This is a genomic window from Rodentibacter sp. JRC1 (genome assembly GCF_020521555.1).
Lineage (GTDB): Bacteria > Pseudomonadota > Gammaproteobacteria > Enterobacterales > Pasteurellaceae > Rodentibacter > Rodentibacter abscessus.
In genome coordinates, this window is the sequence record NZ_BPWA01000001.1 from 774,023 (window position 1) to 786,364 (window position 12,342).

A 12,342-nucleotide genomic window follows, 5' to 3' on the forward strand; every position below is an offset into this window, starting at 1 on the left:
TGAATTATCTACTGTATTGCTGCGCCTTACCGTACTGTTTTACTATCTTCGACTTGCGACTTTGTATATATTTAATTTGTTTCACTATAAAAATTTTGAGCGACAAAATCACCTAAAAACTGCTATACTTCCTCCGTTTTTAACTCAATTAAGTAAAGGAAAAACAATGGCTGATTTTAATCAAATTTTAACACCCGGTGATGTTGATGCCGGTATTATCAACGTTGTAAATGAGATCCCTGAAGGTAGCTGCCACAAAATCGAATGGAATCGTAAAGTTGCGGCATTCCAATTAGATCGTGTTGAACCGGCGATTTTTGCCAAACCGACCAACTATGGTTTTATTCCGCAAACATTAGATGAAGACGGCGACGAATTGGATGTGTTATTGCTAACCCGTCAGCCGCTTGCGACCGGTGTATTCCTTGAAGCAAAAGTAATCGGTGTAATGAAATTTGTAGATGACGGCGAAGTAGACGATAAAATCGTATGTGTACCGGCAGATGATCGCGACACAGGCAATGCTTACAACAGTCTTGCGGATGTTCCGGCGCAATTAATCAAACAAATCGAATTCCATTTTAACAACTACAAAGCATTGAAAAAACCAGGCTCTACCAAAGTCACTCACTGGGGCGATGTGGAAGAAGCGAAAGAAGTGATTCGTGAATCAATCAAACGTTGGAACGAACGTTAATTTTTTAGAATAGTGATAAAAAGACATCAAATTGATGTCTTTTTTCATAAGTGCGGTCAAAAAATCCATCATTATGTAGCAGTTGCTACGAAATCCCTCCAATAAATTTTTCGAGTAATGAAATAGTGCTATAATCTTTCGCAGTTAAAAATAAAAAAGAAGGAGTGTAATATGGCAATTTTAGTCACCGGTGGCGCCGGCTATATAGGTTCACATACCGTTGTAGAATTATTAAATGCAGGTAAAGAGGTGGTGGTGTTGGATAATCTTTGTAATTCATCACCCAAATCTCTCGAACGAGTGGTAACAATCACCGGTAAAGCTGCAAAATTTTATGAAGGCGATGTGCTGGATCGTGAATTGTTACAAAAAATCTTTGCGGAAAATAACATTCAATCGGTGATTCACTTTGCAGGTTTGAAGGCGGTAGGTGAAAGCGTGCAAAAACCGGCTGAATATTATATGAATAATGTCGCCGGCACCGTTGTACTAATCCAAGAAATGAAAAAAGCGGGTGTGTGGAATTTTGTGTTTAGCTCCTCTGCAACCGTATATGGTGATCCTAAAATCATTCCGATTACCGAAGATTGTGAAGTCGGCGGTACAACCAATCCTTATGGCACGTCAAAATATATGGTGGAACAAATTCTGCGTGATGTCATAAAGGCAGAACCGCAATTTAGCGTAACGATTTTACGTTATTTCAATCCTGTGGGCGCACATTCAAGCGGTTTAATCGGTGAAGACCCAAACGGTATTCCTAACAACTTACTGCCTTATATCAGCCAAGTAGCCATTGGTAAACTTGCACAACTTTCCGTTTTCGGTAGCGATTATGACACCCACGACGGCACGGGAGTACGTGATTATATTCACGTTGTCGATTTAGCAATCGGTCATTTAAAGGCCCTACAACGCCATGAAAATGATTCGGGATTACATATTTATAATCTTGGTACAGGTCACGGCTATTCCGTGTTGGATATGGTAAAAGCCTTTGAAAAAGCCAATAATATCCAAATCCCTTATAAGCTTGTTGATCGCCGTCCGGGGGATATCGCCACTTGCTATTCGGATCCGAGTCTTGCCGCCAAAGAATTAGGCTGGACAGCAGAACGCGGGCTTGAGCAGATGATGCAGGATACGTGGAATTGGCAAAAAAATAATCCTAAGGGGTATCGTGATTAGCCTTTCTAAATAAACGGGTGAATATAAATTTACCCTCAATATTCACATTGTTATCGGCGGATTAACGTCCGCCCTATATTTATGCCGAATTCGCTTTCCTCCCAAATTTTTACACGCAAAATGCTAATTTGCGTCTTTACCGGTTTTAGTTCCGGTTTACCTTTGTTTGTATTACTACAAATGTTGCCGGTGTGGCTAACGGATAAACAGCTTTCCGTTGAGTTAATTGGTGCGGTAACAGGCGTAATGCTTCCCTACGGTTTAAAATTCCTATGGGCGCCTTTATTGGATCGCTATTTTCCTGCTTTTTTAGGTCGCCGCCGCAGCTGGTTGCTTATCTCGCAAATTATATTGTTGATTCTGCTTTATGTTATTAGTCTTTTTGATCCCCTCACACAATTAACTGTCGTGGCAAATATTGCCTTATTAATCGCTTTCTTCTCTGCAACACAAGATATTGTCCTTGATGCTTATCGCCGTGAAATTCTATCTGATCACGAATTGGGATTAGGGAATACGATTCACATTAATGCTTATCGCATCGCCGGCTTAATTCCCGGTGGACTTTCTCTTTATCTTGCAACAAGTTATCCGTGGGAAAGCGTCTTTTTATGGACCGCACTTTGTATGCTGGCAGGAATATTTATGACGCTTTTTCTTGCCAAAGAACCCCAAATTGAAACAGCGGAAAACCCGCCCCCCTTCTATCAAACCTTTTGGATTCCTTTGCAAGAATTTTTCCAACGTAAGGGCATTGTTCAAGCAATCGGCTTTTTAATCTTTTTATTTTTATACAAATTCGGGGATTCTTTTGCCACTACGCTACAAACCAAATTTATTTACGATATGGGGTTTAGCAAAGAAGATATTGCGCTTGTCGTAAAAAGCACATCGCTTTGGGCAAGTGTTTTATCCGGTCTTGCCGGCGGTGTGATTATGCTGAAACTGGGCATTAATCGCGCCCTCTGGTTATTCGGTTTAGTACAAATGGTAACCATCGGAGGATTTATTTGGCTCGCAGCCTTTGGTCATTTTGACAGTATCGGAGCATCGGAATTATGGAAACTCGGTATGGTGATTGCAGCAGAATATATCGGTGTAGGGCTTGGCACAGCTGCATTTGTGGCATTTATGGCACGAGAAACCAACCCGCTTTATACAGCCACCCAGCTTGCACTTTTTACCAGTCTTTCCGCTTTACCAAGCAAAGGATTAGGAATGCTTTCCGGTTATGTTGTGAGTGCCGTCGGGTATTATCAATACTTTTGGCTTTGCCTATTTTTAGCCATTCCCGGAATGATTTGTCTATACTGGGTCGCCCCTTGGAATGAGAAAAAATCGGCATAATGGGAAACAGAATAAAAATAAAGTGAATTAAATTTGACCGCACTTTACTTTATCAGTATCTTAACCACCTTTATTGACATCGATTGATTAATGGAGATTTCTATGAAAATTATTCTTTTAGGCGCACCGGGAGCCGGCAAAGGCACACAAGCGCAATTTATTATGAACAAATTCGGCATTCCGCAAATTTCAACCGGCGATATGTTTCGTGCGGCAATCAAAGCGGGAACCGAACTTGGCAAACAAGCCAAAGCATTAATGGATGAAGGTAAACTTGTCCCGGATGAACTCACTGTTGCCTTAGTGAAAGACCGTATTGCACAGCCTGACTGCGAAAACGGTTTCTTATTAGACGGCTTTCCGCGTACCATTCCACAAGCAGATGCCTTAAAAGATTCCGGCGTGAAAATCGACTACGTATTAGAGTTTGACGTACCGGATGAAGTGATCGTAGAACGTATGAGCGGTCGCCGCGTACACCAAGCTTCCGGACGTTCTTACCACATTGTTTACAATCCACCGAAAGTGGAAGGCAAAGATGATGTAACCGGCGAAGATTTGATTATCCGTGCGGATGATAAACCGGAAACCGTATTAGATCGTTTGGCGGTATATCATAAACAGACCCAACCGCTAGTGGACTACTATCAATCGGAAGCCAAAGCAGGGAATACACAATATTTCCGCTTAGATGGTACAAAAAAAGTAGAAGAAGTCAGCCAAGAATTGAATAAAATCTTAGGTTAAAATGTCTTAGAATTTGACCGCACTTCAAAGTGCGGTTATTTTCTTGTTTATTTTGAACATCGTATTGGAGACACGACGTGAGTAAAAGAAAAAACATCGCTTTAACACTTGCTGCTATCCTTGTTGCCATTGGCGGGGTTGCGCAAATTTATACGAATCATAAAGTGGATCAGTTATTACAAAAATTCCCTTACTCATTAGGTAACCAAGCAATATTGAATATTACGGAGAACAACAAAAATTTTTTAACCCGTGAGCTAACATTCAGCGTGCAAGATAATGAATCGCAAAGCACTGAGGTTATTTCAACCAAATTGACAACGCTGCCTTTTTTTATTACCGCAGAGTCAAAATTATCCGATCGATTCGTCCGTCAACTGAATAAAACCTTAAATATTACGATTGACAAAAATACCATCAATAGCAAGTTTTCTCCGGTAGGTGATTATTTACAATCCGATATTTTGACCGAGTTTCGCGACTTCGCCAATAAACCGCAGCAAATGTCTATCTTGTTAAATTTTCCAAACAATAAAGAAGTTGAATTAAAAACCGATTTAAGCGGATTTCACTACAATAACGACAGTAAATTAGAAAAAGTGAAAGGCAAGGTTCGTCTTATCCCTATCGGGCATAACCAATACGACCTAACAAATATTGAATTAACCGCTGAAAATGCCGAATTGGCATTATTAAATGGTGAAAATACCCATCTTCAATTAAAAAATGCGACCTATAGGTTCAATTCTAAACACAATGAAGCTACGACAAAACGTGATTTAACAACAAAATTCAGTAGCGATATTCTACGTATTTCTAACAAAAATCGAACAACCAAAGAAGCTCAAACTACTTTTGGCGGTTTAAATATCACCCTAAATCAACAAGGCGTACCAAGTGCGGTCAATTTTTACAACGAATTTAAAAAACTCGATGTCAATAATCAAAGTATTAAAGACAGTGTAGATTTGCTCACCGCCATACTGACCCAAAATGATCATTTTGACGGCAAACTCTCTGTCATTTCAGTCAATGCACCGAAAAATCAAAAACCTTATTTCAATCTGAAAAATAGTGAAATGACATTGAAATTGGCAAATACCGATCTTTCCAAAGCCAACATTCATTTTCAATTAAATGTCGAAAGTGTAAAACAAACACCGAAAGATGAAGCTCAAAAATGGGAAGCGAAAAAAGGAAGATTGGCTATTCAGTTGAAAGAATATAATCTTGCCAACGAATTAGCCTTTGTTCCTTTCTTTTTAGAGACGTTAACAGTTAAAGAACCACCTATAAAGGATAATAAAGATTTCCTTAATTTAAAGGAAAAATGGGCAAAAGAATTTACGGGAAGTACAAGTATTGATTTCTCACTTGAGTCGCTTAATTTAGCGGCATTTACAATCAATCAGCTTACATTCAGCAATCAAAACGAATCATTGGAAAATGATCAATATAATGAGAATATTGCACTCAATGCGAAAAAAATTGCAGTACCTGAATATCAAACACAATTTGAAAAATTGGCAATTTCTATTCCATTGAAGGGAAATAATCGTCAATCTTCGTTATCTTCTACTTTTTGCTCCGGCTACTACCGAGAGCTTTGTTATACCTACTTAACGAAAAAAACACAAGATAAGTATCTCGCAAATGAATGGAAAGATTTAGATCTCGCTGTTGATAACGCAACCTTAGCTTTTGATTTAAATACTTTTCCCGAAACAAAGGGCTATCCAATTAAATTTGCAGTCAATACCATTATTAATAAAACAAATAGACAAGAGTCATCTCCCTTACTACAAAATACCGAAGGAACGCTCAATATAACGCTTAATAAAAAATTATTTGATGAAACAGATGAAAAAACAGCAAAAATTAAAAAATCCGGTAAGTTTTGGCCGTTTCTAAAAGACAACTTCAAGACACAACTACTTCCGATATTGATTGAAGAAAATGATAATTACGTGCTGAAAATCGAAAAAAATGAAAACACTTATCTCATTAACGGAAAAACACCCGAAGATATTCAGCAGGAAATCCTAATGGATAAAGAAAATGAACCGCAAATGGAAACCTTAGAATAAACCCTGACACCCGCCAATTTGCGGGTGTTTTCTTTCGGAGAGCATCGTAATTATGTGGCACTTGCACAACCATCGTAGGGCTATCCAATTAAATTTGCAGTCAATACCATTATTAATAAAACAAATAGACAAGAGTCATCTCCTTTACTACAAAATACCGAAGGAACGCTCAATATAACGCTTAATAAAAAATTATTTGATGAAACAGATGAAAAAACAGCAAAAATTAAAAAATCCGGTAAGTTTTGGCCGTTTCTAAAAGACAACTTCAAGACACAACTACTTCCGATATTGATTGAAGAAAATGATAATTACGTGCTGAAAATCGAAAAAAATGAAAACACTTATCTCATTAACGGAAAAACACCCGAAGATATTCAGCAGGAAATCCTAATGGATAAAGAAAATGAACCGCAAATGGAAACCTTAGAATAAACCCTGACACCCGCCAATTTGCGGGTGTTTTCTTTCGGAGAACATCATAATTATGTAGCACTTGCACAACCATCGTAGGGTACTAACGCACCGATAGAGGGTTTAATAATGAAATGGTGCGTTACGCAAAGCTTAACGCACCCTACACCTGATAGGTATTGGATATAAAATTCTCTTTGTGCAACTGCTACTATCGTAAAAAACAGTCCAAAATCTTACCGCACTTTTCCTTTACAAATAATGAAATCAGCCTACAATACGTAGCCCTTAACACCGCTTGCCTGCCGGCAAGCTCCTGACTTGAAATCAGATAAGAGAAGATGATGACAACCCAATTTAAACCAGAATTACTTTCCCCTGCCGGGTCTTTAAAAAATATGCGCTATGCTTTTGCCTATGGTGCAGATGCCGTCTATGCCGGTCAACCCCGTTATAGCTTGCGGGTACGCAATAATGAATTTAACCACGCCAATTTAAAAATCGGCATTGATGAAGCGCACGCACTCGGTAAAAAATTCTATGTTGTAGTGAATATTGCGCCGCACAATTCTAAGCTAAAAACCTTTATTAAAGATTTACAACCTGTAATTGATATGGGGCCGGATGCGCTTATTATGTCCGATCCCGGATTAATTATGTTGGTGCGTGAACATTTTCCGAATATTGATATTCATCTTTCAGTACAGGCCAATGCGGTAAACTGGGCAACGGTGAAATTTTGGAAACAAATGGGCTTGACCCGCGTTATCTTATCCCGAGAACTTTCTTTAGAAGAGATTGCTGAAATCCGCCGACAAGTGCCTGATATTGAATTAGAAATTTTCGTTCACGGCGCATTATGTATGGCTTATTCCGGTCGTTGTCTGCTTTCCGGTTATATTAATAAACGCGATCCAAACCAAGGCACTTGTACCAATGCTTGTCGTTGGGAATATAAGATGGAAGAAGGCACAACGGACGAAGTAGGAAACATCATACCTAAAATCGACCCAGCACAACAAATTGAAGTAAAAAACGTTGCACCGACACTAGGCGAAGGCAATGCAACAGACAAAGTTTTCCTTTATACCGAATCACAAAAGCCTGATGAACAAATGACTACATTTGAAGATGAACACGGTACCTACTTTATGAACTCAAAAGATCTACGTGCCGTACAACACGTGGAAAAACTAACCGCACTTGGCGTGCATTCTTTAAAAATCGAAGGCCGAACCAAGTCTTTCTATTACTGCGCACGTACCGCTCAAGTATATCGTAAAGCCATTAATGATGCGGCAGCGGGTAAACCATTTGATGAAAGCCTGATGGATACCTTGGAATCACTGGCTCATCGAGGTTATACGGAAGGTTTTTTGCGCCGTCATACCCACGATGAATATCAAAACTACGAATATGGGTACTCCATTTCAGATCGTCAACAATTTGTCGGAGAGTTTACCGGCAAACGAAATGGGCAAGGTATGGCGGAAGTCGCTGTAAAAAATAAATTCTTATTGGGTGATGAAGTAGAAATGATGACCCCACAAGGTAACATCAATTTCAAAATTGAGAAAATGCTGAATCGTAAAAACGAGAACGTAGAAGCAGCGTTAGGCGATGGACATTTTGTTTTCTTGGATGTGCCTGAAGAGATTAATTTGGAGTATGCACTCTTAATGCGGAATTTAGTGAACACAAATACCCGTAATCCTCACAATTAATTGTTAAAAAAATGTTGCATTTATTTTAAAAGTTACTATAATAAACTCCATACCTGATTTGTTAATTCAACAACTCATAGTATGACTCCAAATATTTTTGCCCTTTCAGCTTTTGAAAGGGCTTTTTTTAACTTAAAAAAGCACCTTTTAGGTGCTTTTCTAGTCAAGAAATCTTAGCGGATAATTAATTCGGCTATCGCTACCCCAACCAAACAGGCAACAACCACACCGATTAAGCCTGGGATCATAAAACTATGGTTAAAATAGTATTTGCCGATTTTGGTCGTGCCGGTTACATCAAAGTTCACCGTGGCAATATCGGACGGATAGTTTGGAATAAAGAAATAGGCATAAGTTGCCGGCATTAAGCCGATTAATAATGGTGCGGGTAATCCTAAACCAATACCAACCGGAACCATCATTACAGCGGTAGCCGCTTGGCTATTAATCACAACCGAAACCGCAAATAAAGCAAGTGCAAATGTCCAAGGATAGGATTCAACCATTGAAGTGACGGCCGCTTTAAATTCCGGCATTGCATATTGGAAATAAGTATCACTCATCCAGGCAATCCCAAAAATAGCCAATCCTGCAACCATACCGGATTTAAACACAACACCATTTGGTACGATTTGCGGGTTCACTTTACACACTAATAAAATAATACCGCCAAAACAAAGCATTACCATTTGGATCACAACCCCCATCGAAATAGGTTTTGCGCTACCAATCGTACGAATTTCAGGAATCATTGCAACGGCAACAATAAACACCAAAGATAAAAGGAACAAATAAACCGAATACTTCGCCGCTTTTGGTAATTCATCATCAAGTAGCGTATTTGTCGTATTCAAGATACGTTCACGCCAAATAGGATCTTGTAAACGACGTTGATATTCAGGATCATCTTCTAACTCTTTACCACGTTTTAAGCTATAAAGCGACATCATAATTGTTCCCAATAGAGTAGCCGGCACGGTTACCGCCATAATTTGCAATAACGAGATATGTTCAAAGCCCGGTAATTTTGCGATTGCACCTAGATAGTAAACTAATACCGCAGAAACGGGGCTCGCCGTTAATGCTAATTGAGAAGCAATAGAAGCAACCGCCATCGGACGTTCCGGACGAATGTTATTCTTTAAAGCAACATCGCCAATAATCGGCATAATAGAATAAACCGCATGCCCTGTACCAAGCATAATCGTCATTGTATAGGTCACTAAAGGACCTAAAAAAGTAACGCGTTTAGGATTGCTCCGTAAAATGCGTTCTGCAATTTGCAGCATAAATTTAAGACCGCCTGCCGCTTCTAATACCGATGCGCAAGTCACAACGGCAAGAATAATCAATATAACATCAACCGGAGGTTTGCCTATCGGCATACGAAGTACAAACACCTCGATCGCCAATCCAATACCGGATACGACAGCAAGTCCTATCCCACCAAACCGGCTTCCTAGGTAAAGCATCAATAATAAGAACAAAAATTCTAAATAAAGCATATAAATATTCCAAAAAAGTAAAAGAATAGGGGGAAATCATACTACTTTTGAAGTATAACGCTATAAGGAAATAAGCTTTTTTTAAATAATTTTACAAAAAAGTAATTTAGATCAATTTTTCAAAAAAAGAGAAAAGTGCGGTCGTTTTTGGGGAGGTTTTTAAACAAAAAAATTAGGCGACTCTGAAAGTCGCCTAATTTGAAATTATTGATTATTTTGCACGTAATCAATCGCAGATTGAACAGTTGTGATTTTCTCAGCTTCTTCATCCGGAATTTCGATATCAAATTCTTCTTCTAAAGCCATCACCAACTCAACAGTGTCTAAAGAATCCGCACCTAAATCTTCAACAAAAGAAGCTTCAGATTTCACATCTTCTTCTTTAACACCTAATTGTTCAACGATGATTTTTTTTACGCGTTCTTCAATACTCATTTGTTTTTCCTATTGTTGTTTTAACTCATTTCTGAGTGGTTAGTGTATGAATTTCCGATAACCTTGCAACCGTTTCCTGAGTGGTCGCACCACGAAGGGACAAGCAAAAATACATACAAAGAAAATAGTTACATACCTTTGCATACGCTTAAGACGTAACCAAATTATGTTGCGGAGCAGATTTTAGCATTATCTAAAATCTTTGGCTATGATTTTATCAAGGAAAATCTGCTCGTTTAAAGTAGCTGTTCTTTCAAAGAACTAGCTCATATATAAGCCGCCATTTACGTGTAATGTCGTACCTGTAATATAAGCCGCATCATCGGATGCTAAAAACGCCACCGCTTTCGCAATATCTTTCGCTTCTCCTAAACGCCCTGCCGGTACATTAGAAAGGATCCCTGCTTTTTGCTCATCAGTCAGCACATCCGTCATATCTGTTGCAATAAATCCCGGCGCAACCACATTTACCGTGATGCCTCGTGCAGCCACTTCTTTTGCTAAAGATTTAGAAAAACCGATGACTCCCGCTTTTGCCGCACAATAGTTGGTTTGCCCCGGATTACCACTGGAACCGACCACAGAACCAATGGTAATAATTCGTCCGCCTTTTTTCATCATAGGACGTAACACCGCCTTTGATAAACGGTAAACAGAGGTTAGATTGGTTTGCATAATATCAAACCAATCGCTTTCTTTCATTCGCATTAACAAACCATCACGGGTGATCCCTGCATTGTTGACCAAAATATCCACATCGCCAAATTCCGCTTTAATTTGCGCTAACACGGCTTCAATAGAATCGCTTTCGGTTACGTTTAATACTAAACCTTTGCCTTTTTCTCCCAAATAAGCAGAAATCGTTTCCGCCCCTTTTTCAGAAGTCGCAGTGCCTATTACAAAAGCGCCTTTTGCAATCAATTCTTCCGCAATCGCACGGCCGATACCACGCGTAGCGCCTGTTACTAAAGCAATTTTACCTTGCATTTTTCTCTCCTTTTTATGTTAATTATGCTAATAATTCTTCTACGGCGTTAAGTGATATAACATCATTAATCGATGTAGCTTGTAAATCACCTACAATACGCTTGGTTAAACCGTTCAATACCTTACCCGGACCGACTTCTACCAACACCTGTACGCCATCTTGCGCCATTTTTTCTACGGTTTCAGTCCAGCGAACAGGGCTATAAAGCTGACGAACCAATGCAGAACGAACCGCTGCACTTTCCATTTCGATTTTAACATCCACATTGTTAATAACCGCTGTTATTGGCTTATTGAACGTAATACTATCTAAGGTTGCAGCCAATTCATCGGCTGCAGGTTTCATTAACGCACAATGAGAAGGAACACTCACCGCAAGCGGTAACGCCCGTTTTGCACCGGCTTCTTTACATAATGCCGCCGCACGTTCTACTGCCGCTTTCGCACCGGCGATCACCACTTGTCCCGGTGAGTTAAAATTCACCGCAGAAACCACTTCACCTTCTTCCGCTTTTTTGCATGCTTCAATAATCGCATCGTTATCTAAACCGATAATCGCATACATTGCTCCCGCACCTTCAGGCACGGCTTGTTGCATTAATTTACCGCGTAATTCCACCAATTTAATGGCATCTTGGAAATCCAATACATCGGCACATACCAAAGCGGAATATTCCCCCAAGCTATGTCCTGCCATCACTTCCGGTTTTAAGTGTGGATATTTTTCTTGCCATATACGATAAATTGCCACAGAAGCGGCTAAAAGTGCAGGTTGGGTTTGCCAAGTTTTATTTAGTTCTTCCGCCGGGCCTTGTTGCACCAAATTCCATAAATCGTATCCAAGTACATCAGAAGCCTGTTTAAACGTTTCAGTAACCACCGAATATTCACCGGCAAGCTCTGCAAGCATACCGACAGTTTGAGAGCCTTGTCCCGGAAAGACCATTGCGAATTTTTTCATTGTATTTTCCTACTTTGTTTTAGCTTTAAATTGAAATCTTATCTGCCAATTAAACCAGAATATGGGCTGATGTTAAACCGATATTATGTATCAGTCGCACAAAGAGAACTTTATATCCAAATATTTATTGGAGTAGGTGCATTGAGCTTTGATAATGATGCGTTACGACTTCGCCTAACGGTGCCCTACAATGACCTATAATGATTTGTTCAACCGCTACATAATTACGTTAAACACGAAAAGTGCGGTA

The 12,342-nt window shown here is 39.4% G+C and carries 11 protein-coding genes; 7 read left to right on the forward strand and 4 right to left on the reverse strand.

The window, feature by feature from the left end:
• The first annotated feature begins 166 nt into the window (after positions 1 to 166).
• From HEMROJRC1_RS03465 to yegQ, 7 genes are all read left to right on the forward strand, one after another.
• Positions 167 to 697 (forward strand): inorganic diphosphatase, encoded by a 531-nt coding sequence (locus HEMROJRC1_RS03465; protein ID WP_005695476.1) that lies wholly within the window; start codon positions 167 to 169, stop codon positions 695 to 697.
• Positions 698 to 868: 171 nt separating this feature from the next.
• Positions 869 to 1,885: a UDP-glucose 4-epimerase GalE gene (galE, locus tag HEMROJRC1_RS03470; RefSeq protein WP_226691640.1), complete on the forward strand. Its 1,017-nt coding sequence runs from the start codon at positions 869 to 871 to the stop codon at positions 1,883 to 1,885.
• A 120-nt stretch (positions 1,886 to 2,005) separates the two neighbouring features.
• Positions 2,006 to 3,232, forward strand: coding sequence for an MFS transporter (locus HEMROJRC1_RS03475; protein WP_226691641.1), 1,227 nt, complete (start codon positions 2,006 to 2,008; stop codon positions 3,230 to 3,232).
• Between the two features lie 102 nt (positions 3,233 to 3,334).
• Positions 3,335 to 3,979, forward strand: coding sequence for an adenylate kinase (adk, locus tag HEMROJRC1_RS03480; RefSeq protein WP_226691642.1), 645 nt, complete (start codon positions 3,335 to 3,337; stop codon positions 3,977 to 3,979).
• A gap of 77 nt (positions 3,980 to 4,056) precedes the next feature.
• The gene (locus tag HEMROJRC1_RS03485) at positions 4,057 to 6,066 is read left to right on the forward strand and encodes a hypothetical protein (protein ID WP_226691643.1); all 2,010 of its coding nucleotides are present in this window, start codon (positions 4,057 to 4,059) and stop codon (positions 6,064 to 6,066) included.
• A 291-nt stretch (positions 6,067 to 6,357) separates the two neighbouring features.
• Positions 6,358 to 6,501: a hypothetical protein gene (locus HEMROJRC1_RS03490; RefSeq protein WP_226691644.1), complete on the forward strand. Its 144-nt coding sequence runs from the start codon at positions 6,358 to 6,360 to the stop codon at positions 6,499 to 6,501.
• Positions 6,502 to 6,824: 323 nt separating this feature from the next.
• Complete coding sequence (gene yegQ / locus HEMROJRC1_RS03495; RefSeq protein ID WP_226692924.1) at positions 6,825 to 8,204, forward strand: tRNA 5-hydroxyuridine modification protein YegQ; 1,380 nt, start codon at positions 6,825 to 6,827, stop codon at positions 8,202 to 8,204.
• 173 nt (positions 8,205 to 8,377) lie between these two features.
• Here the strand turns inward: yegQ and HEMROJRC1_RS03500 are convergent, their stop codons facing one another.
• From HEMROJRC1_RS03500 to fabD, 4 genes are all read right to left on the reverse strand, one after another.
• On the reverse strand, positions 8,378 to 9,709 hold the full coding sequence (locus HEMROJRC1_RS03500) for an anaerobic C4-dicarboxylate transporter (protein ID WP_226691645.1): 1,332 nt from the start codon (positions 9,707 to 9,709) through the stop codon (positions 8,378 to 8,380).
• Positions 9,710 to 9,913: 204 nt separating this feature from the next.
• Positions 9,914 to 10,144: an acyl carrier protein gene (gene acpP / locus HEMROJRC1_RS03505; protein ID WP_005627318.1), complete on the reverse strand. Its 231-nt coding sequence runs from the start codon at positions 10,142 to 10,144 to the stop codon at positions 9,914 to 9,916.
• 261 nt (positions 10,145 to 10,405) lie between these two features.
• A complete protein-coding gene (gene fabG / locus HEMROJRC1_RS03510) occupies positions 10,406 to 11,131 on the reverse strand; it encodes a 3-oxoacyl-ACP reductase FabG (protein ID WP_226691646.1) in 726 nt (241 codons plus the stop codon).
• Between the two features lie 22 nt (positions 11,132 to 11,153).
• On the reverse strand, positions 11,154 to 12,092 hold the full coding sequence (gene fabD / locus HEMROJRC1_RS03515) for an ACP S-malonyltransferase (protein WP_226691647.1): 939 nt from the start codon (positions 12,090 to 12,092) through the stop codon (positions 11,154 to 11,156).
• Positions 12,093 to 12,342 lie beyond the last annotated feature (250 nt).

Excerpts from the sequence above, each read along its gene's own strand:
- acpP (WP_005627318.1), bottom strand. The coding sequence starts at position 10,144 with ATGAGTATTGAAGAACGCGTAAAAAAAATCATCGTTGAACAATTAGGT.
- HEMROJRC1_RS03475 (WP_226691641.1), top strand. The coding sequence starts at position 2,006 with ATGCTAATTTGCGTCTTTACCGGTTTTAGTTCCGGTTTACCTTTGTTT.
- adk (WP_226691642.1), top strand. The coding sequence starts at position 3,335 with ATGAAAATTATTCTTTTAGGCGCACCGGGAGCCGGCAAAGGCACACAA.
- fabG (WP_226691646.1), bottom strand. The coding sequence starts at position 11,131 with ATGCAAGGTAAAATTGCTTTAGTAACAGGCGCTACGCGTGGTATCGGC.
- fabD (WP_226691647.1), bottom strand. The coding sequence starts at position 12,092 with ATGAAAAAATTCGCAATGGTCTTTCCGGGACAAGGCTCTCAAACTGTC.
- HEMROJRC1_RS03500 (WP_226691645.1), bottom strand. The coding sequence starts at position 9,709 with ATGCTTTATTTAGAATTTTTGTTCTTATTATTGATGCTTTACCTAGGA.
- galE (WP_226691640.1), top strand. The coding sequence starts at position 869 with ATGGCAATTTTAGTCACCGGTGGCGCCGGCTATATAGGTTCACATACC.
- HEMROJRC1_RS03465 (WP_005695476.1), top strand. The coding sequence starts at position 167 with ATGGCTGATTTTAATCAAATTTTAACACCCGGTGATGTTGATGCCGGT.
- yegQ (WP_226692924.1), top strand. The coding sequence starts at position 6,825 with ATGACAACCCAATTTAAACCAGAATTACTTTCCCCTGCCGGGTCTTTA.